The organism is Acetobacter oeni, assembly GCF_011516825.1.
Taxonomy (GTDB): domain Bacteria; phylum Pseudomonadota; class Alphaproteobacteria; order Acetobacterales; family Acetobacteraceae; genus Acetobacter; species Acetobacter oeni.
In genome coordinates, this window is the sequence record NZ_WOTA01000003.1 from 38,374 (window position 1) to 57,952 (window position 19,579).

Annotated in this window: 18 protein-coding genes; 14 read left to right on the forward strand and 4 right to left on the reverse strand. The window is 56.3% G+C overall.

Translation table 11 applies throughout. The features are described from left to right. Positions 1-529: 529 nt before the first annotated feature. From GOB90_RS02640 to cyoD, 5 genes are all read left to right on the forward strand, one after another. Positions 530-1,285: a Bax inhibitor-1/YccA family protein gene (locus GOB90_RS02640; protein WP_146884995.1), complete on the forward strand. Its 756-nt coding sequence runs from the start codon at positions 530-532 to the stop codon at positions 1,283-1,285. Positions 1,286-1,791: 506 nt separating this feature from the next. Continuing rightward, positions 1,792-2,715 carry a ubiquinol oxidase subunit II gene (gene cyoA, locus GOB90_RS02645; RefSeq protein WP_146884993.1) on the forward strand — a complete coding sequence of 308 codons (924 nt, stop codon included), beginning with the start codon at positions 1,792-1,794 and terminating at the stop codon, positions 2,713-2,715. A gap of 6 nt (positions 2,716-2,721) precedes the next feature. Then, the gene (gene cyoB / locus GOB90_RS02650) at positions 2,722-4,713 is read left to right on the forward strand and encodes a cytochrome o ubiquinol oxidase subunit I (RefSeq protein ID WP_146884991.1); all 1,992 of its coding nucleotides are present in this window, start codon (positions 2,722-2,724) and stop codon (positions 4,711-4,713) included. Further along, the gene (gene cyoC, locus GOB90_RS02655) at positions 4,713-5,318 is read left to right on the forward strand and encodes a cytochrome o ubiquinol oxidase subunit III (RefSeq protein ID WP_146884989.1); all 606 of its coding nucleotides are present in this window, start codon (positions 4,713-4,715) and stop codon (positions 5,316-5,318) included. The genes cyoB and cyoC overlap by 1 nt, the downstream gene beginning before the upstream one ends. Next, the gene (gene cyoD / locus GOB90_RS02660) at positions 5,318-5,650 is read left to right on the forward strand and encodes a cytochrome o ubiquinol oxidase subunit IV (RefSeq protein WP_146884987.1); all 333 of its coding nucleotides are present in this window, start codon (positions 5,318-5,320) and stop codon (positions 5,648-5,650) included. Before cyoC ends, cyoD begins: the two co-directional genes overlap by 1 nt. Positions 5,651-6,053: 403 nt before the next feature. Here the strand turns inward: cyoD and fdxA are convergent, their stop codons facing one another. Together fdxA and GOB90_RS02670 are read right to left on the reverse strand one after the other, a co-directional pair. Further along, positions 6,054-6,386 (reverse strand): ferredoxin FdxA, encoded by a 333-nt coding sequence (gene fdxA / locus GOB90_RS02665; RefSeq protein ID WP_146884985.1) that lies wholly within the window; start codon positions 6,384-6,386, stop codon positions 6,054-6,056. 561 nt (positions 6,387-6,947) lie between these two features. Beyond that, positions 6,948-9,518, reverse strand: coding sequence for a helicase-related protein (locus GOB90_RS02670; protein ID WP_146884983.1), 2,571 nt, complete (start codon positions 9,516-9,518; stop codon positions 6,948-6,950). Positions 9,519-9,646: 128 nt separating this feature from the next. On the opposite strand from GOB90_RS02670, the gene GOB90_RS02675 reads away from it, so the two are divergent. The 3 genes from GOB90_RS02675 to GOB90_RS02685 all read left to right on the forward strand — a co-directional run bounded on the left by GOB90_RS02675 (position 9,647) and on the right by GOB90_RS02685 (position 12,282). Then, positions 9,647-11,074, forward strand: coding sequence for a leucyl aminopeptidase family protein (locus GOB90_RS02675; protein WP_146884981.1), 1,428 nt, complete (start codon positions 9,647-9,649; stop codon positions 11,072-11,074). Positions 11,075-11,235: 161 nt separating this feature from the next. After that, a complete protein-coding gene (locus GOB90_RS02680) occupies positions 11,236-11,688 on the forward strand; it encodes a MarR family transcriptional regulator (RefSeq protein WP_146884978.1) in 453 nt (150 codons plus the stop codon). 165 nt (positions 11,689-11,853) lie between these two features. Then, positions 11,854-12,282 (forward strand): DUF4186 domain-containing protein, encoded by a 429-nt coding sequence (locus GOB90_RS02685; RefSeq protein ID WP_146884976.1) that lies wholly within the window; start codon positions 11,854-11,856, stop codon positions 12,280-12,282. Between the two features lie 539 nt (positions 12,283-12,821). Here the strand turns inward: GOB90_RS02685 and GOB90_RS02690 are convergent. Further along, positions 12,822-13,040, reverse strand: a complete 219-nt coding sequence (locus GOB90_RS02690; RefSeq protein ID WP_146884974.1) for a hypothetical protein — start codon at positions 13,038-13,040, stop codon at positions 12,822-12,824. A 311-nt stretch (positions 13,041-13,351) separates the two neighbouring features. Between GOB90_RS02690 and GOB90_RS02695 the strand changes: the two genes are divergently transcribed. Beyond that, positions 13,352-13,795 carry a hypothetical protein gene (locus tag GOB90_RS02695; RefSeq protein WP_146885106.1) on the forward strand — a complete coding sequence of 148 codons (444 nt, stop codon included), beginning with the start codon at positions 13,352-13,354 and terminating at the stop codon, positions 13,793-13,795. Between the two features lie 115 nt (positions 13,796-13,910). Here GOB90_RS02695 and GOB90_RS02700 read toward each other — a convergent pair whose 3' ends face one another. Continuing rightward, positions 13,911-14,960 carry an MraY family glycosyltransferase gene (locus GOB90_RS02700; protein ID WP_146884972.1) on the reverse strand — a complete coding sequence of 350 codons (1,050 nt, stop codon included), beginning with the start codon at positions 14,958-14,960 and terminating at the stop codon, positions 13,911-13,913. A 147-nt stretch (positions 14,961-15,107) separates the two neighbouring features. Between GOB90_RS02700 and GOB90_RS02705 the strand changes: the two genes are divergently transcribed. From GOB90_RS02705 to GOB90_RS18930, 5 genes are read left to right on the forward strand one after another with little or no spacing between them, the layout of a single operon-like run. After that, positions 15,108-17,138, forward strand: a complete 2,031-nt coding sequence (locus tag GOB90_RS02705) for a polysaccharide biosynthesis protein (protein ID WP_146884970.1) — start codon at positions 15,108-15,110, stop codon at positions 17,136-17,138. Beyond that, positions 17,135-18,274, forward strand: coding sequence for a DegT/DnrJ/EryC1/StrS family aminotransferase (locus GOB90_RS02710; protein ID WP_146884968.1), 1,140 nt, complete (start codon positions 17,135-17,137; stop codon positions 18,272-18,274). Before GOB90_RS02705 ends, GOB90_RS02710 begins: the two co-directional genes overlap by 4 nt. A 13-nt stretch (positions 18,275-18,287) precedes the next feature. After that, positions 18,288-18,758 (forward strand): hypothetical protein, encoded by a 471-nt coding sequence (locus tag GOB90_RS02715; protein WP_146884966.1) that lies wholly within the window; start codon positions 18,288-18,290, stop codon positions 18,756-18,758. Further along, entirely contained in the window at positions 18,755-19,354 is a 600-nt protein-coding gene (locus GOB90_RS02720) for an HAD family hydrolase (RefSeq protein ID WP_173571893.1), read from the forward strand. The genes GOB90_RS02715 and GOB90_RS02720 overlap by 4 nt, the downstream gene beginning before the upstream one ends. Next, complete coding sequence (locus GOB90_RS18930) at positions 19,327-19,563, forward strand: hypothetical protein (protein ID WP_146884964.1); 237 nt, start codon at positions 19,327-19,329, stop codon at positions 19,561-19,563. The genes GOB90_RS02720 and GOB90_RS18930 overlap by 28 nt, the downstream gene beginning before the upstream one ends. Positions 19,564-19,579: the final 16 nt, after the last annotated feature.

Consider the following 19,579-nt stretch of genomic DNA (forward strand, 5'->3'; position numbering starts at 1 on the left):
ATGAACTGATCATGTCAATCGTGTCATGTGGGGACGCCCTATGCGTCAGATGTGGGGGCTTTCCGGGAAGGTGCATGGATTATTGCGACGTTGCTACTTCTTTTACGGTTGTTGTTGTGCGGTCTGTGAAGCGCATCTCCGGTCGTCCGCCGGAGTGTTTTTCGCCTTTGTCCCGCTTTCCACCGCCATGTCTGCACGGTGTCCGGCCAGTTTTGCGGAAAAGATTATCCGGCAGGATGATGTCCGGTGTCGTTCACTGAAAGCCTGGCTTTGAAACCTGCTCACGGAGGGTTTCAGGAGCTTGCGAAAAGATGTCCTCACAGAAAGGTGAACGTTATCGGGGTCGGAATGCAGAGAACGCCTGCGGAGAAGATGGACGATAAACGGGAGTCGGTTACCGGGGCGAATGACTCACCTTTAACTATGATGAGGGACAGAAACGGGTTACAAAGCAGATGCTTGAAATGCTTGTCTGTCATTCGCATATCGGCAGGCATACCGGTTTTGCCGGCAAACAAGAGGAAACATCATGTCATTCAGCGACTTTCGTTCGTCGCCTTCTGCTGTCGGAGCTCCGTCCGCTGCTCTGGATGCCGGTCTTCGTGCCTATATGCTCCGTGTCTATAACTGGATGGCTTCCGGCCTGTTGCTCACGGCGTTGGTTGCATATGTCGTCGCCAATACGTCTGTCGGGACATTCTTTTTCCATATGACTGAACGGGGTATTGCACCGACCGGGCTGGGATGGCTGGCAATGATCGCGCCGCTTGGCTTTGTCATGGTGATGTCTTTTGGAGTGAACCGGCTCTCCCGCTCAGCTGTTCAGGGCTTGTTCTGGCTGTTTTGTGGCGTAATGGGCGCGAGCCTTGCGAGCATCCTGCTGCTTTATACAGGGGTTTCGGTCGCACGCGTTTTTCTGGTAACGGCCATCACCTTCGGGGCGACTTCCTTGTGGGGGTACACGACCGGCGCCAATCTGATGCGTTTTCAGTCTTTCCTTACCATGGGACTGATCGGGCTCGTGGTTGCCGGGCTGGTAAACATGTTCCTGCACAGCCCTGCCTTGTACTTTGTATATAGTGTCGTGGGTGTTGTTTTGTTCACCGGCCTGACAGCGTTCGATACGCAGCGCATCCGGGCGACGTATCCGCAGTTCGCTTATTACGAAGGTCCGGACCAGGCAGCGAAGCGTGCCGTTTACGATGCTCTTGGGTTGTATCTGAATTTCATTAATCTGTTTCAGTTCCTTCTGCAGTTTATGGGTACGCGCAGCAACAACAACTGACCTGCTGTAATTCTGGCGGAAGTCGCCGCGACTCTGAATCCGGTCTCCTGGTGGGGGCCGGATTTTTTTTGACTGATGCTAATTCCGAAGAATGAGTTATGTCGGAATTATGCGTGTCGCCGTCGCGTGAGGCGCATGGCCAGGCCAAAAAATAAGACTTATTCATTTCGGTGATGACTGGATATGATCTTTACGTGATCTTCCCGGCAGAGCAAAAATCCCATGATTCCTGTAGAAAACGTGCTTTGAAAACGCCCCTGGGAAATAATAAGAAATATTCCGTGAACACTTGTCTGTGACTTCCTGCCGGGCGGATAAGAAGCAATCGGGTGATCAAGCTTTGTTTCACGGATTGTGGTAACAAGCTTGTGGGATTATTGAATCGCCGTAATGCAGTGCGGTCGCTGTGTCCGATGGATGATGCCTGAGGAACCGAGCGAGTGTGTTGTGAGAGCGGGGCCTGTTTTAGCGAGGCTTTTGAGTATGTCAGAACCGAGGGACGTACGATGAGAACTAAGTACCTGAAGGGGGCAGCCAGACTGGCTGGTCTTGCTTCGGTGCTTCCACTGGCGGGGTGTGAACTTGACACCCTCCAGCCGTCAGGGCCGGTGGGAGACCAAATTAAACATCTGATTGTCGTATCGACGATCGCCATGCTCATTGTGGTTGTCCCGACAATCATCTTGGTATGTTATTTTGCCTGGAAGTACCGGGCCTCTAACACGGAAGCTGAATATCTTCCGAAATGGAGCCACTCGAACAAGATTGAAGTCGCGATCTGGGGTATCCCGACGGTCATCATCGCGTTCCTGGCGGTTATCACCTATCAGACCTGTCATTCTCTGGATCCGTATCGTCCGCTGGATGAAGAGGCCCAGACAAAGCCGCTTAATGTTGAAGTGGTGGCGCTGGACTGGAAGTGGCTCTTTATCTACCCGGATGAAGGCATCGCAACGGTCAACCAGCTTGCGATTCCGGTTAATCAGCCGGTTCATTTTGTGATCACTTCCGATTCAGTGATGAACTCATTTTTCATCCCGCGTCTCGGTTCTATGATTTACGCTATGGCTGGCATGCAGACGCAGCTTCACCTGATGGCCAGCGAGCCTGGCGATTATCTGGGTGAGTCGTCGAATTACAGTGGCCGTGGTTTTTCGGACATGAGATTCCGTACGCTTGCGATGCCGCAGGATCAGTATAACGCCTGGGTTGAGAAGGTGCGTTCTTCTTCTGATCAGCTCGACGGTCAGACATATGCCAGGCTTGCTGCGCCGAGTGAGGCTGAGCCGGTGAAGTACTTCTCGCATGTCGAGGGCAACCTCTTCGATACGATTGTCGCGAAGTATAATAACGGCATGGTCATGGACAAAAGCACGGGCAAAATGATCCACGTTCAGTCCGCAATGTCCGACATGAACATGAAGGAGTAGGATCTAATGCTAGGGAGATTATCATTCGCGGATATCCCCGTGGATGTGCCGATCCTTGTCGGTACATTCCTTGGGGTCGCGGTTATTGGTATCACGGTCCTCGGCCTGATTACCTATTACGGCAAATGGGGCTATCTCTGGAAAGAGTGGTTTACCTCTGTCGATCATAAGCGTCTTGCGGTCATGTATGTCGTTGTCGGCCTGCTGGCTCTGGCACGCGGATTTGCTGATGCTATCATGATGCGTACGCAGCTTGCGCTGGCTTACGCAGGTAACCCCGGCTATCTGCCACCACACCATTACGATCAGATCTTCTCCGCTCATGGAACGATCATGATCTTCTTTATGGCGATGGTGATCATGACGGCACTGTTCAACCTCGTTGTGCCTCTCCAGATTGGTGCGCGTGACGTTGCTTTTCCGTTCCTGAACAATCTGAGCTTCTGGATGACAACGGTCGCATTCGTGCTGATCAACGTGTCCCTGTTCATCGGTGAGTTCTCACAGTGCGGCTGGCTGGCTTATCCGCCTCTGTCCGAAGCGCAGTTCAGTCCGGGTGTGGGTGTTGATTACTACATTCTGGCTGTTCAGATTTCCGGTGTTGGCACCCTGCTGACGGGCGTGAACTTCTTTGTCACGATCGTTAAGATGCGTGCGCCTGGCATGACCTGGATGAAGCTGCCGGTTTTCTGCTGGACGGCTCTTTGCGCCTGCGTGCTCATCATGGTGGCGTTCCCGGTTCTGACTGTTGCGGTTGCCCTGCTTGGTCTTGACCGTTTTCTCGGGATGCACTTCTTCACCAACGATGGTGGCGGCAACCAGATGCTCTACCTGGATCTGATCTGGGCCTGGGGTCATCCGGAAGTTTATATTCTCATCATTCCGGCGTTCGGTGTGTTCTCGGAAGTTGTTCCAACCTTTTCGGAAAAGCCTCTCTTCGGCTACGCGACAATGGTCTACGCAACCTGCGCGATCATGGTTCTGTCATTCCTTGTCTGGGTTCACCACTTCTTCACGATGGGCGCGGGTGCTGACGTCAATGCCTTCTTCGGCATCATGACGATGATCATCTCGATCCCGACGGGCGTTAAGCTGTTTAACTGGATGTTCACCATGTACAAAGGGCGTGTCGAATTTCACGCTACAATGTACTGGGCCATCGGCTTCATGATTACCTTCTCCATCGGCGGCATGACCGGCGTGATGATGGCGATCCCGGCAGCCGACTTTGTTCTTCATAACAGTCTGTTCCTGATCGCTCACTTCCATAACGTCATCATCGGTGGTGTTTACTTCGGCTACGTTTGCGGCATGAATTTCTGGGCTCCGAAGGCTCTGGGCTTCAAGTTCAACGAAGCATGGGGCAAGCGGGCCTTCTGGTGCTGGTTTATCGGCTTCTATTTTGCTTTCGTGCCGCTTTATGTGCTCGGTTTCGATGGCATGACCCGCCGTATGAACCACTATGACAACCCGAACTGGTATCCTTGGCTTCTGGTTGCCGAAGTCGGCGCTGTCATGATCTTCTTTGGTATCGTCTGTCAGGTAACGCAGATCTATGTCTCGATCCGTGACCGTAATCTGCCGGGCAATGTCGACGTAACAGGAGATCCGTGGAACGCGCGGTCACTGGAATGGTCAACCTCGTCACCTCCTCCTCCGTACAATTTCGCTATCATCCCTCATATCCATGAGCTTGATGCGTTCATGCACGATAAGGAGAACGGGATCGATACGAGACATGCGGGCGGACCTTATGCTCCGATCCACATGCCGAAGAACACAGCTGCCGGGTTCTTTATCGGTGCCTTCAGCTTCACTCTCGGCTTCGGATTGATCTGGTACATCTGGTGGCTTGCTGCCATCTCTCTGGTCGGCGTTATCGCGACCGTGATTGCACGCAGTGCAAATCATGACGTGGATTACTACATCCCGGCTGAGGAGGTTGCGCGGATCGAGAATGAGCACTCCCGCAAACTTATGGCACAGGCGGCTGAGTAATGGCGCACGACACAACTACTGCTGACGCACACGCGGAGCACGAACACCACGAGTTACCCACGGTGTTCGGGTTCTGGGTGTATCTGATGACGGACTGCATCATCTTCGGATCGTTGTTTGCCGTCTTCGCGGTCCTTCATAATCAGTTTGACGGAGGACCTACAGGTAAAGAGTTGTTCGAGATTTCGGGGCTGGCGCTGGAAACAGCGCTCCTCCTGATCTCGAGCATTACCTATGGTTTCGGTATGATCGCTGCCCATAAGGGCGAGGTTAAATCAGTCATGATGTGGCTGGCCGTAACCTTCTTCCTTGGGCTTGGGTTCGTGTTCCTTGAAGTCAAGGAATTCGCTCACATGATTGCCGAGGGTGCCGGACCTGATCGCAGCGCCTTCCTCTCGGCATTCTTTACGCTGGTGTCTACGCATGGTCTGCATGTCAGCTGCGGTCTGATCTGGATCGTAACGCTGATCGTTCAGCTTGCCGGTACCACGGCGATTCCTGAGCGCATGATGAATAAGCTCACAATGCTGAGCCTGTTCTGGCACTTCCTCGACATCGTGTGGATCTGTGTGTTCACCTATGTCTATCTGGCGAGCATGATCTGATGAGTACTGACCATTCAGCCCATTCTGAGTCCGGACACGGCGGTGCAGGTGCCTATGCTATTGGCTTTGTTCTTGCCGTAATCCTGACGGCTGCGTCCTTCATGATTGTCATGGGGCACAGCCTTTCTCCTTCGGGGACGCTTATGGCGATCTCCGTGCTGGCAGCGATTCAGGTGGTTGTTCACCTGATTTTCTTCCTGCACATGAACACGACAGCAGAGGCTAAGTGGAATAATAATGTGTTCCTCTTTACTCTGATGTTTGTGGCTATCTTTATTGTTGGTACGCTGTTCATCATGGACAACACTGCCGCACATATGATGTCGCGCTAATATTTCCTGACCGAATTGCCTGTGCGGTTCGGTTGAGGTTCACAAAAAAGCCCCGGCGAGGAAATCATCCTCTGTCGGGGCTTTTTTGTGCCGGCCTGGGTTGAGAGTCCGACTCACTATGGTTCGAAGTGGTTGGCTGCAGGCGGCTCAGTTTATATGGCAGAAACTGCGCAGCGCAGACGGCACTATTTAATTTACGTGAACAAAAATTATCGAAGCTTCAGGAAAACCGGAATGTAATTCTGAATATTTTACAGAATTGAATACGGCGAAAGTCCGGAAAAACCAGCCTGAAATGCTCTCTGGTTTTTCATCCTGAGTAAATATTCTTCAAAGTCTGATCGCTACAGCTTGTCGGACAGGCAGAATTTTAGCTGCCGCCCGACCGCCATTATTCGTTGTTTCAGTCTTTATGAGGCTCGCTGGAAAGCTGCTCTTTTTTGCCAGGCTTGTCTTTCCATTCCTCAGCGTCTGCAGGGGGTGTCCCCTTACGGGTAATGTTTGGCCATGCCTCAGAATATTTTGCGTTAATTTCCGCCCATGCGGCAGCGCGGTCGTCGCTGTCGGGGAAAATAGCTTCGGCCGGGCATTCAGGCTCGCACACACCGCAATCGATGCACTCGTCAGGATTAATGACGAGGAAATTCTCACCGGCGTAAAAACAGTCCACCGGGCAGACTTCCACGCAATCCATGAACTTGCAGCGAATGCAGTTTTCAGTGACCACGTAGGTCATCGGCATCTCCGATCATCAGAAGTTCGACTAGGTCGAAATTGAAACTGCGCGGATCAGCTGACCCGTTGCGCATAGGCTGGCGCGCAGATATGCGGGCGTTTTCATGATGAAGCAAGTCATCACGCTGTAAGTTCTGACGATTGTCTCTTTCGGAACCTGCTGAATCATGACAGTGGGAGGCATGCTGGCAAAATGCAAGGTGAGGTTGTTCGGATTACCGTTTCTGCAGGTTACGGAATCGCCTGACGGCTACTGTGCAGGGTCATGCATTTCCTGGAAATGAGTCTGCGGAAGATGAAATGTGGGCTTTGCTGCACGATGAAGCGCGCGCCTTTGTTTCATTAAATATATGGTCCTGTTCTGTCCGAGCCAGGCGGAAGGGCACGCCCTTGAACCGCAGTCCGTTAATAAACAGACCAATTTCTAAAAGCCGCCGGCCTTTGGGGGGCAGGGCAAAGCTCTGAGAAAAGCAGCAATGGCTAAAGCGCAGAAAGGCACGGTTTTTCGCGTCTGCCGGTGGATCTGATCAATGGCGCGCTGATGACAGTAAACAGCGGAATTTTATGAGTGAGCAAAGAGAGTGGAGAGCGCGGCAAACGGGCTGTCAGAGACGGGCGGTCTGATATAGCCGGTCGCTTTCCTGTTGTGTCGTTTTCCAGCTTTAACACGAGAGAGAATCCAGAACGGAGAGGGTCCGCAGACATTATCGGGCAGAGGTGTCGGCACTGTGATGCGAAGGCCCAGAGCCTTCAGCACAGCGGGGATATCCGGGGTTCTGACGCCGAGCCAGGGGGCGAAATCCACGCGAAGTGCCGTGTCAGTATGACGAGCCACAGTGCTCAGTTGATGATGCAGCCGGTCAGCCATATCGATCCGCAGACGGACAGGCCCACAGGGCATCCAGCCGAGCCGGGAAAGCAGAGGGCTGGAAAATGGCTCGATCGGAGCGGTGACTGCGCCGGGGACAGGAAGTTCCGGTATCGGGGCATCCTGTGCCACAGCCAGCAGCAACGCACGCATTCTCGCGGGGCGTGGCTTCAGTAAGGCTGGCAGATAGAGTTGCCCGAAGGCGGACCGCACCCCCAGACGTCTGAGAAATCTGTCCGGTGTCGCGACTCCTTGCGGGGCCAGGCCGGCATTCTCCATGAGCTGGTGGAGGATACCGCGCGCATTGGGATCTGAGGCGGCAGCAGCTTCGGCGTGGAACAACGGCGCGAGATCGTGCCGGACGAGAGCACGAAATGCTGAAGTCAGGCGGGCTTTGACACAGTCCCGCTGTTTTGTATCGAGCAGATCATCATCACGGGTCTCTATCGTTGGATACAGGATGTCGCGACCACGGCGAAGTCGGGCGATCACCGCATCTTCCCAGCTTATTTCCGCCGTGGCGAGATCGAAGAAGAAAGCTGTATCCGGCGCGTTACAGCAGGCGGTGACGCGAAACGGAATTTCCGTGCGCATTGCGCGGCGCGCGGCGCGTGCGAGCGTGGCCCGATCTGATTGAGGGAGAGTTGTGTCCATGTGGAGGGCGAATCCCTGCATCCGACCGACAACATGCCCTTCGACGATAACATCTCCATTATGCCGGACAGCGGAGAGGAGAGGGGCGCTGTCCTCGTTTTCAAGCAGGCGAATAAGATGGGCCGAACGGCGATCGACGAAGCGGGCTGTCAGCCGTTCATGCAATGCGTCCGAAACCTTGTCTTCAACGATTCGGGTCCGTTCCTGCCAGAGTGGAGCATTGACGACCCAGTTGTCGCGGTTCGCGATGTAAGACCAGATCCGGATTCCCGCGAGGCGCTGCATGAGCGTATCGACGTCGCCGTCGATTCTGTCGAAATGCCGGAGTTGCTCATCCAGCCATTCGGATGGCAGGCGGCGTTTTTCAGCCAGGAGCGTAAAGATGCGGGCACAGAGCTGTGCATGGCTGCGTTCGCCGATTTTACGGAAGTCAGGAATCTGGCAGACCTCCCAGAGCTGACGGGTCCGGGCGCGACCGATGGCGAGCGTTCTGATCCCCGGCTCTTCGGCCAGGGCGGCGAGGGTCAGGGCATCGCTCGCGGGGGCGGTAGCCTGCAGGCCGAGCATTGATGGCGGGGCACAAAGGCTGGCGAGGAGATCGCGGGGGGACGTAAAATCCAGCGCATCGTTACGCCAGATCAGACGATCCAGCGGCTCGAACTGATGGGTTTCAACAGCTTCGATGATCGCTTCGGGGATTGGTGGACATCGGCCGGTAGTGCCGAAGGTGCCGTCTCGCGTGCCCCGGCCGGCTCGTCCCGCGATCTGAGCGATTTCAGCGGCGGTAAGTTGCCGCCGCCTTATGCCGTCAAACTTCGACAGGCCGGCGAAGGCGACATGAGCTATGTCCATATTCAGGCCCATGCCAATCGCATCGGTGGCGACCAGATAATCGACCTCACGATTCTGATAGAGCTCCACCTGTGCATTGCGCGTGCGTGGTGACATCTGACCCATGACCACGGCGCAGCCGCCGCGACGGGTGCGAATCAGTTCAGCGATTGCATAGAGTTCGGCAGCGGAAAATGCGACGATTGCCGAGCGGGCGGGGAGTTTTTCCAGCCGGCTTGCGCCGGCCGCGATCAGGGCGGAGAGGCGCGGGCGCGTGTCAATCGTGATTCGGGGAAAGAGCCGACGCAGGAGTGGTGCGATGGTTTCAGAGCCAAGAAACAGCGTTTCCTCGCGGCCGCGGGCATGGAGCAGGCGGGAGGTGAAAACGTGGCCCCGTTCCAGGTCAGCGCAGAGCTGGATTTCGTCGACCGCGAGAAAAGCCACGTCCCGATCGACGGGCATGGCCTCAACTGTGCATGAAAACCATTTTGCATCCGGCGGAACGATTTTTTCCTCGCCGGTTATCAGGCCAACACGGCTGGCACCTTTCTGCGCCACCATGCGTTCGTAATTTTCCCGGGCAAGAAGACGCAGCGGAAAGCCAATGATTCCCGACGGATGGGCCAGCATCCGCTCAAGAGCGTAATATGTTTTTCCGGTATTCGTCGGCCCCAGAACGGCGTGGAGATGGTCATCCGTATCCCGTCGGACCGGGGCGTGTGCATTTCCGGTCGCCGCACTGCGGTGGAACGGATTCAGGCGGGTATGAGACCCTGTCATGAAGGCATCGTCAGCCGGGCAGGCGATAAATGCAAGGCGGACTTTAATGATTCGGGCAACTCAGTTGCTCCGGGCGTTGTCTCTCGCACCGTTCCGGCGCAGCTTTATGTCTGACAGATACGATCCGGATGACAGAAGGGGAAAGAGCCGTGAAGGGCCTGAAATGCATCGTGACGGGACGGCAGAAAAACGCCGTCAATGTGGTTTACGGAGTACGGAGCTGCGAACAGGCGCTTCTGACATCTCAGGTCGGTAAGGTGGGGGCTCAATTTGCGGTGCAGACCGGCTTCCGGGCGAAGCCGGGCGAAGTAGTGCTTGTGCCATCGTCTGATGGTGGCGTTTCGGCACTGCTCGGGCTTCCGGAAGTAAAGAAGACCGATGTGTTTATCTTCGGCGGTCTCCCCGACGCGCTTCCCGAGGGTGTATGGCGATTTGAATTGCCATCTGATGTTGACAGGAGCACGGCCATGCTGGGGTTCGCTCTGGGGGCTTATCGTTTCACGCTTGGTCAGGCCGGGAAGGTTCTGCCGGCACTATATGTGGCGGAGCCCGTTCCTCTGGCTGTGGAGACAGCCCGGTCGATATGGCTGGGTCGCGATCTGATTAATCTGCCGGCGAATCTGCTTGGGCCGTCGGAACTGGCCGGAGAGGCCGTGGCCGTGCTGGAGTCATCTGGTGCAAAGGTAAAGGTTATTAAAGGAGCCGCTTTGGAAAAGGCCTATCCGCTGCTGGCTCATGTCGGTAACGGGTCGGATCGGAAGCCACGTGTGGTGCTGGCGACCTGGGCCGGATCGAAAGCGGCGAAGGACGCGCCGTTGCTGTCTCTGGTGGGGAAGGGAGTCTGCTTCGATTCAGGCGGATACGATCTCAAGCCTGCGTCGGGCATGTTGCGGATGAAAAAAGATATGGGCGGGGCGGCAACGGTTCTGGCGCTGGCCCGGCTTATCATGGCATGCGATCTGCCGATCCGCCTGGAGATGCGGCTGGGTTGCGTGGAGAATTCCGTTTCGGGGGCTGCGATGCGTCCGCTTGATGTGGTTACGGCACGGAACGGGCTGACGGTTGAGATCGGAAACACCGACGCGGAGGGGCGTCTGGTGATGGCTGATCTTCTGACTGAAGCCAGCGAGGCGGCTCCGTCGCTGTTGCTGGATGTGGCGACGCTGACCGGGGCGGCGCGTGTGGCGCTGGGGCCGGATATTCCGGCGCTGATGTGTAATGACGACGAGGTTGCGGAGGCATTGTCAGAGGCGGGCCGCTCCGTTTCGGACCCGTTCTGGCGCCTGCCTTTGTGGGATGGATACCGTGACTGGATGCGTAGTTCTGTTGCGGATATTAACAATGTCTCATCTAAGCCATTAGCCGGAGCAATAACGGCCGCTTTATTTCTTGAGCGATTTGTCGGAGCAGGCGTGCGCTGGGCTCATATTGACAGCTATGCGTGGAACGATCAGTCCCGTCCGGGACGGCCTGAAGGTGGAGAAATCCTTGGATTGCGGGGGATTTTTGCTTCTCTGCCCCGGCTTCTGGATCTGACGGATTTATTAAATTCGTGAGAAGAACGATGTCGGAAAGCAACTATTCATTCGTTACGGGTTTAATTTCGGCAGAGACGGTTTATATGACATTCCAACGGTTAACGCCGGTTTTTTTGACCGGCAGCACACAGAGCTTTTTTTGTTTCTGTATGCGGAGACAATGAAGGATATTTCAAGTCATGGCACAGAGTAAGGCAACGTCAATAAGGACGGCAGCGACGAAAGTGGCGCCGGCAAAAGCTCAGGCAGCGAGCACAGCAGATGAGCTGGTGTCGGTTCTGCGTGATACCATCGTTTCACTTGTTCGTCGCGACGGACCTGATCTTTCTTCCCGCCAGCTTGCGGTTTTCCTGACCTGCTATCTGCAGGAAGAGGGACATACCGTTCGCGGACTTGCCGCGGAGCTGAACGTTTCGAAGCCGGCGATCACGCGGGCACTGGACCGGCTTGGCGAACTGGATCTGGCTCGTCGCAAGGTTGATCCGCTGGATCGTCGTTCGGTGCTCGTGCAGCGCACTTTGAAAGGTGCGGCTTATCTTAAAGAGATTCGTTCGATTATGGGTGAAGCCGGAGCTGCGAAAAAGGTAGAAAAAGAGGTGCGGCCTGTGCGTGCGGGTCGTCGCGCCGCCTGAACTTTAACGCCTTCTGAATTTTAGAAAAAAGGCTGCACTGTTCCGGTGTGGCTTTTTTTTATTTGTGCCAGTATTAGTCAGGATTTTTCTGTAAGCTGGTCGTCTCTTTGGATTGCACTTCATTCTGAGTGTGTTTGTTTTTCATGCCACACAAGGGGCTCGCCAGTGAACGACATTTCGTCGGATAGGGACAGCATCGGGGCGATCGCGCTTCCTGACACGTTGTGGGACAGGCTGGCTCGATCTGAGTTCCGGGCAAAATTCCATCTTAACGAAAAAGATCGTCTGTATCTCGAAACACGCGGACTTCCTGTGATTGCGGAACATGCCTCTGATTTTATTGCAGCCCGTCTGGCGCCGGCAAAACCGCCGCGGGATGGGCGGCAGACACCATGGCGTGGGCATCCGGTCTTCGTGGCACAACACGCGACAGGAACCTGCTGTCGGTCCTGTCTGGCGCAATGGCATGGTTTTCCTAAAGGAACGGCCCTTGATGACAGGCAGCAAAGCTACGTAGTGAAAGTGATCTGTCGCTGGCTGGAGCGTGAAGATGCAGATGTCCCGGTGCAGACTCAGGCAAGCCTGCCGCTTTAGCAGGATGCCAGCCGGAGGCGGCTTGAGGGTTATCTGAAGATCTGTTGTGGCCAGTCTGTTGCGTGTCATGGCGATAATTTTTGGCCGGATCGGTCCACGGCGATATGTGAGACCAGTTATTGGTCCGGAACAGATGTTCAAATGTTCTGATCAGACATAACGGATAAAAATCCGGTCGTTGCCGGGTTGATGTGTCAGGCAAGCCATGAGGAAACCACAAAAAATATAGGTCAGGTAAGGATTTGATTCGGGTTTTATCTTCTACCAGGCAAAAGTTATGCTTTTCTGGTAAAGTAAAGAAACAATAAAAATATCTTCTGCATGCGGGAAATTTATAGTATTATTTTTGTTATTTTATAACGTAATTTTTTATTTGCGGTATAGTGCAAACGAAGCTCTCCGTAACATTAAATTACAGCATGGCTTCTATGTTCGTACCCTTGATTGTCTCTGATGGTAATCAGTGTCTAATGTAACAACAGTATGATTTTATGGAGTTTCAGCTTGTGAAAAAATTTCTTCTTCTGATTGCGGCATTGTCAGTTTCTGCTCCTGTGATCGCTCACGCCGAGCATCATCATCGTCGTGGCGAAAACAGCAGTGATCGTGGTGGCAACAGCCAGAACAGCAATGATCGCAGTAGTGAAAACCGGAACGGCGGTGACAACCAGCGCGGCGGTGAAGGTCGGAACGGCGGCGGTGAGCGCGGCGGTGACAATCAGAATGGCGGCAGCGATCATCGCTCGCATGGGGATCATAACAACGAAAATAACCAGAACAATAACCAGAACTCAGGCAACTGATACGCCTCACGGTTCTGATTGCGAAAGCCCGGCCGGACAATCTGTCCGGCCGGGCTTTGTTGTTTTTGACGTCAGAGTGCCTTTCGGAACAGGCGGCTTTTCGACGTCCGGTTCAGGTGGCAGATATGCATCATGCAAAACAGATCCCCGGCAATGCATGGGAACTGTGATGCAGACCAGGACGTTGATAACGCCAGATGACACTGGCGGATGCGATTTCTCGTCAGTGGTTTTTTCTGCTTTTGTGGAAGATAAGGAATATGACTATGCGTTTTGCACCGATTGCGGCTGTCGCAGCTCTTTCAATGGCCACGTTTGCGGCGCCTGTTCTCGCAGCTGAAGCCACCATGGGCACGCCTTCGGGAACGCTGCTGATGACTGCAAAATCTGCTGATATCGGCGTGGGCTACACATGGGGTGATGCGACACTGATGTACAATCATAAGAGCTATCATTTCTCAGTCAGTGGCGCACAGATTGCAGCTGTTGGCTTCTCGGAAGTGACCAGCAAGGGTACGGTTTATAATCTGCACAAAGCAGCCGATTTTGCCGGCACTTTTGCCGCCGCAGACGGCGAGGCGACGCTGGGCAACGGACTTGGCGGCGCAGTTCTTGAGAACAAAAATGGCGTTCGGATCAAAATCGAGAGCACGGCAAAAGGCGCCCGTCTTTCCGCTGGCGGACAGGGCCTGACTTTCACACTGAAATAAGGTTCTGCGCAGAGTTTTCTGCGTCAGAGACATTGAGCGATGTATGGACGGGCCGGAACAGATTGTTTCCGGCTCGTTTTTTGTCGGGCCGATGATGCTTTCAGGCAGGCAATGCTTACCAGCGGCCTACCGGATGTTGTCTGATCCGCAAGAGCACGAAAATAGTCCAGGCAAGCTGGGGCAGGGCAATCAGCGCAAAGATGATCGTGATGCCGGACGCTGCTGTTATTGTATGTCCGACCAGCGCAAAAACACATCCACCCCAGATGACAAATCCCCAGTGTATCAGTGAGACGACCGGCATCGGCACTCCCGAGCGGCAGGCCACCTGGTAGAGATGACCACGGTGCGCCTGCAGGATTTTTTCTCCGACGATCGCGCGGCGGATTAGTGTAATCGTTACATCGTAGAGCAGGCCGGCAATCAGGCATGGCACCAGCAGGGCAGAGTCCAGACTGGAAAGCATCTCATGCGATCCGTTGGTCATGAATGAAAGAGCGGCGGTGCCGGTAAGCAGACCGCAGCTCTGACTGCCGACATCGCCGAGAAATATTCTTGCATGTGGAAAATTATAAGGCAGGAAGGCGAGCAGACCGAAAGCGATCAGCGCGGCGACAAGTCTGGTATCCAGACTGTCGGCCGGCCAGCCCGGGAGTGTCAGGCAAAGGAAAGTCAGGCAGAGTGAGCCGGCAACAAGGCCGTTCAGCCCGTCCATGAAGTTGACGGCATTGGTCACGAACACCAGCCAGATGATGGAAGCAACGACGGCTCCGCACAGGATGAGCGGACTGCTGAAGGCATCGACGGGCAGCATTGTGAGGGTCACGATAATGGCTGCGAATAATTGCGTCGTGAGTTTGATCAGAGGCGGCCACTGATAAACATCGTCGAGCCAGGAGACGACGGCCAGAAGGGCGACGGCGATCCAGAGGCCGCCCGCTTCAATTGTCAGAGGCGGCAGATCGCACGCTGTGCGCAGCGGGATAAAAAACAGAAGGAACGCCCCGATGACGCCGATACCGCCACCCTTTGGGGTTGGACTGGTATGCGCGCTGCGATGTCCCGGTGTGTCGAGCACGGCAATGGCGATCATGCGGCGGATAAGAAGCGAGGCCGTGCCATACGCGGCGATGAGCAGTATCAGGGGAAGACAGTCATGAAACATAGCGGGTAAACTGGCCGAAACGGTGGGTGGATGATGTGTCCGGGAACAGACATCCGGAAAAACAGGGACGGCTCATCCTGTACGGGATGAAGAAACCTCTCATGACTTCTTCTGGCCGGCGCATAGCTGGGCTATAGGACCAGCGTGATGGTCCCGCAACGCCCGGAAGTCGCGCCGAGAAGAACCCGGCTGCGGCCCTTCAATCGAATCCTCGTCAACATGTTGCTTGACGGCAGCGTCGCGGCGGCTGCGGCGCCGCTGGCGCGCTGGCTGGCGGCGCCGCGCGACGGACTGTTGCATCCGCTGTGGTTTCTGGCCAGCGGGGCGATTACGCTGATTGTAAGCGGGCTGCCGTTTCGGATGCCGCAGCAATACTGGCGATTTTCGGGGATCTCGGATCTTCTGGGCATTGCAGGGGCGTCTGTGGCGAGCGCGGCGCTCTTCACTCTCGGGCTTCTGGCCACGGGCTATCCGCTACCGAGTCCCACGTTCCCGGTGATTTATGCGCTGACTCTCGTCCTGATGCTGGGCGGATTGCGCGCGGGCTACAGGCTCACCAGCGGGATCAGCCGGCGGAACACCTCGCAGCGAAAGGTTGTGCTGGTCGGAGCTGATCAGGTGGCGGACATTTTCCTGCGGGCTATTGACCGTAATTCTGCTTCCGGTGTGCGGGTAACGGGGCTGATCGGGCAGGGAACGCATCAGGCCGGACGGCGCATTCATAACGTACCAATTCTTGGCCATGTGACGGATATTGCCGCTTTGCTGGACGGGATGGCCCGACGAAATGCGCTTCCGCAAAGCCTGGTGATCACGGACCCGAATTTTCGGGGGGAGGGGCTGGGGCGCGTTCTGTCGGCGGCTGAAGCGCATGGCATTGAGGTCATGCGGGCGCCCGTGCTGACCACGCTGACGCCGGCGGAGCGGGTCGAGCTTCGTCCGGTGGCCATTGAGGATCTGCTGAATCGTCCGCAGGTGCCGCTGGATCGCGCCGGGATGGAACGTCTGATCCGTGACCGGATCGTACTTGTGACCGGTGCTGGCGGGACAATCGGTTCTGAACTCGTCAGACAGATCGCCGGTTTTATGCCGAAGCATCTTGTCCTGCTGGACCATGGTGAGTTTGCGCTCTGGCAGATTGATGTCGAACTCGGTGAGAGGGTGCCGCATGTTCCCCGCAGCATTGTTGTGGCGGATGTCCGGGATGCGGAGCGGATCAACGGTGTTTTTGCGGAATACCGACCGGCGCTGGTTTTTCATGCTGCGGCGCTCAAGCACGTTCCGATCGTCGAGCAGAACCCCTGTGAGGGGCTTCTGACCAATATCGACGGTACCCGGATTGTGGCTGATGCGGCGCAGCATCATGCCGCGCGGGCGATGGTGGTGATTTCCACGGACAAGGCGGTGAATCCGTCGAGTCTGATGGGGGCCAGTAAACGAGCCGCCGAGATGTATTGTCAGGCGCTGGATATTGCATCGCGGGCTTCTGGTCGCGCCGACGCGATGCGGTGTGTGACGGTGCGATTCGGCAATGTGCTGGGATCGACCGGATCTGTTGTTCCGCTTTTCAGGCGCCAGCTTGAGCGGGGCGGTCCTTTGACTGTTACACATCCCGAGATGCGGCGGTATTTCATGACCGTTCCGGAAGCGGTAGGACTTGTTTTGCAGGCGACAGTACGGGGGGGCGACGCGGCCGGCTTTGCACATGATTTCGTGCGGGATCAGGTTTCGGGCGTAGAACCGGAGCGATCGGCCGGGACGGATGCCTTGCTGCGTGATGGTGGTATTTTCGTGCTCGACATGGGCAAACCGGTAAAAATCGTCGATCTCGCCCGGCAGATCATCCGGCTGGCGGGGCTCAGACCGGATGAAGATGTCGCGATCAGGTTTACGGGGCTGCGACCGGGTGAGAAACTGTTCGAGGAGCTGTTTCACGGACGCGAGGCGCCGGTCCCGACAGATGCGCCCGGGCTGCTGATTGCGACGCCGCGTGTCGTGGATCAATCCGAAGTCAGTGCGGCGGTGGACCGGATCGCCGTTCTGGCGCATGCCGGGGATGCGGCGGGCGCTATTGCGGCACTGAAGATGCTTGTGCCCGAATTTGATCATAATGCGACCGGGGAAGCACGGAGTTCCGTGACTGACGCGGCGCAGGACAGGGAGAAACTTGTTTCATGACCACAACGTCCGGCGCGCCTCCGATTGCATTTCTCGACCTTCCGGCTCAGCAGAAGCGGATCGGTGCGAAGCTGAAGCAGCGGGTGGATGCCGTTATGGAGCATTGCCGCTTCGTGCTCGGTCCGGAAGTGACGGAGCTGGAAGAGAAACTCGCAGCTTATGGCGGGGCAGCGCATTGCGTGGGGGTGTCATCGGGTACTGACGCGATTCAGATCGTCATGATGGCCGAAAATATCGGGCCAGGCGACGCTGTGTTTCTGCCGGCTTTTACCTATACGGCGACGGCGGAAGTGCCGCTGCTGCTGGGGGCGACGCCTGTGTTCGTAGATGTCGATCCGGAGACGTTTCAGATTGATCCTGTCAGTCTGCGCGAGCGGATTGAGAAGGTTCGGAAAGAGGGCAGGCTGAAGCCCCGCGCGATTGTGGGCGTCGATCTGTTCGGTCTGCCCGCGCCGTGGGAGGTTCTGCGCCAGATTGCCGCCGAGTATGAGCTGTTTCTGATGGATGACTGTGCTCAGGCCTTCGGGGCGTCTTACCAGGGACACAAGCTGGGCCATGAGGCTGTGGCTACGACGCTTTCCTTTTTTCCGTCGAAGCCGCTGGGTGGCTACGGTGACGGCGGGGCGATTCTGACAAATGATGCGGACCGGGCTGAACTTTACCGTTCGCTGCGGACGCATGGCGAAGGCGGCACCCGCTACGAGGTTTTACGGACGGGTATGAACGGACGTCTCGACACGTTACAGGCGGCGGTTCTTCTGGCGAAGCTGGAAGGGTTCGAGGAAGAGCTCATCAGGCGGGACGAAATCGCACAGGCCTATACAGCAGGTCTGGAAGACATCGTGGCGACCCCGGTCGATGTTGAGGATAGCCAGAGCGCCTGGGCGATTTACTCGATCCTGCTCCGGGACACCGATGAGCGCATGGAGACGCAGGCCCGGATGAAAGCGGCCGGCGTGCCTTCGGCGATCTATTACCCGTTGCCGCTGCACAAACAGCCTGCCTATCGCAGGCATCATGATGGTGTGGCACTACCGGTTTCGGAATCACTGGCCGGCCGTATCCTGGCTCTGCCTGTTCACCCTGAACTGACTGACGCGGAGGTCGCCCGCGTGATCGCCGCCGTACGAGGCTGAAGGACAATCGATTATGAGAAAGGAAACGGCGTTTGTTATCGCCTTCCTGGTTTTCACAATTGGCACCGCATCTGTCATCTGGCTGTTTGCCTTGCCGAATTTTGTCGCGGTGAGTTTTCCGCATGTAACTGGCGGAAAGATTGCCGTCGGGCCGATGCGCCATGAGCGCGTGCTTACGCAGCAGGAAATTGCGACGCTGAATGACTGGCTGCAGCATCATCAGAGTGGCTGGGGGCCGCTGAGCACGACGCCGCCCTCCAGTGGTGATGCGCGGATGGAACTGACGGCGGAGAAAGACGGTAAGCCGGACCCGATCGTTCTGACGCTCTGGACCGGCATCAGCGCCGCAGACTGGAACAGAACGGTGTTCGTGGAGACGCCGGATGGCTCGAAGGTTCGCACCGAGACTTTTCGCGGCAAGGAGTTCGATGCTTTGCGGCTGATGGTGGACGAACATTCCTATCAGCATTCGGCTTTTCCGTGATCGACATTCCCGCTGACACCGCGGCACTGATTTTCGACTGCGATGGTACGCTGGTCGATACGCTGCCGCTTTATCTGAAGGCGTGGCAGGCTGCTCTTCAGGAAGTCGGCGGCCTTGATGTCGAGGCGGCATGGTTTGCGGGACGTGGCGGTTATGCCGAACAGATGCTGCTGGCGGCGGTGGAGAAGTCCTTTGGCGTCACGCTGGACCGGCCTGCCATTATTTCCGCGACGCGCCGGCGGGTTCGGGAAACGATCGAAGGTCTGCGCTGCAACGTGCCGGTCATCACTGTCGTGCGGGAGTGGGCAGGACGGTTGCCGCTTGCGGTTGCGTCGAGCGGATCACGCGAGGTGGTGGAAGCATCGCTCGCGGCGATCGGGCTGCTGGATGTGTTCTCCGCGATCGTAACGATTGAGGATGTTGAGCATCCGAAGCCTGCGCCGGACATTTATCTGCTCGCGGCCCGGAAGCTGGGTGTCGATCCGCGTTTGTGTGTGGTGTTTGAGGACAGCCATGAAGGATTGAAAGCCGCACGGGCAGCCGGAATGATGGCAGAGGACGTGCGACCATGCTCGGAGTTTCGCATTGCGCCGTGACCGGTCCTGAGAGCATCACGCAGTGTTCGGCGTGCGGGGCTGAAATGTCCTGTATGGGCACCACAGGTTGCTGGTGCATGACGCGGGAGCGGGCGCTTCCGGTGACGGAGGCCGGCGTGTCGGGCTGTCTGTGTCCGCCTTGTCTTGACCGGGCGATCGCCCGACTGAAAATCAGCCGGCACGAGAAAGCTAAAAGTCAGGATCGTTAGCTGGAAGGGACCTCGC

Bases quoted from the DNA above. Each gene is read 5' to 3' on its own strand.
- GOB90_RS02640 (WP_146884995.1), top strand. From the start codon at position 530: ATGTCATTCAGCGACTTTCGTTCGTCGCCTTCTGCTGTCGGAGCTCCG.
- cyoA (WP_146884993.1), top strand. From the start codon at position 1,792: ATGAGAACTAAGTACCTGAAGGGGGCAGCCAGACTGGCTGGTCTTGCT.
- cyoB (WP_146884991.1), top strand. From the start codon at position 2,722: ATGCTAGGGAGATTATCATTCGCGGATATCCCCGTGGATGTGCCGATC.
- cyoC (WP_146884989.1), top strand. From the start codon at position 4,713: ATGGCGCACGACACAACTACTGCTGACGCACACGCGGAGCACGAACAC.
- cyoD (WP_146884987.1), top strand. From the start codon at position 5,318: ATGAGTACTGACCATTCAGCCCATTCTGAGTCCGGACACGGCGGTGCA.
- fdxA (WP_146884985.1), bottom strand. From the start codon at position 6,386: ATGACCTACGTGGTCACTGAAAACTGCATTCGCTGCAAGTTCATGGAT.
- GOB90_RS02670 (WP_146884983.1), bottom strand. From the start codon at position 9,518: ATGACAGGGTCTCATACCCGCCTGAATCCGTTCCACCGCAGTGCGGCG.
- GOB90_RS02675 (WP_146884981.1), top strand. From the start codon at position 9,647: ATGACAGAAGGGGAAAGAGCCGTGAAGGGCCTGAAATGCATCGTGACG.
- GOB90_RS02680 (WP_146884978.1), top strand. From the start codon at position 11,236: ATGGCACAGAGTAAGGCAACGTCAATAAGGACGGCAGCGACGAAAGTG.
- GOB90_RS02690 (WP_146884974.1), bottom strand. From the start codon at position 13,040: ATGATCCCCATGCGAGCGATGATCGCTGCCGCCATTCTGATTGTCACC.
- GOB90_RS02695 (WP_146885106.1), top strand. From the start codon at position 13,352: ATGCGTTTTGCACCGATTGCGGCTGTCGCAGCTCTTTCAATGGCCACG.
- GOB90_RS02700 (WP_146884972.1), bottom strand. From the start codon at position 14,960: ATGTTTCATGACTGTCTTCCCCTGATACTGCTCATCGCCGCGTATGGC.
- GOB90_RS02705 (WP_146884970.1), top strand. From the start codon at position 15,108: ATGGTCCCGCAACGCCCGGAAGTCGCGCCGAGAAGAACCCGGCTGCGG.
- GOB90_RS02710 (WP_146884968.1), top strand. From the start codon at position 17,135: ATGACCACAACGTCCGGCGCGCCTCCGATTGCATTTCTCGACCTTCCG.
- GOB90_RS02715 (WP_146884966.1), top strand. From the start codon at position 18,288: ATGAGAAAGGAAACGGCGTTTGTTATCGCCTTCCTGGTTTTCACAATT.
- GOB90_RS18930 (WP_146884964.1), top strand. From the start codon at position 19,327: ATGCTCGGAGTTTCGCATTGCGCCGTGACCGGTCCTGAGAGCATCACG.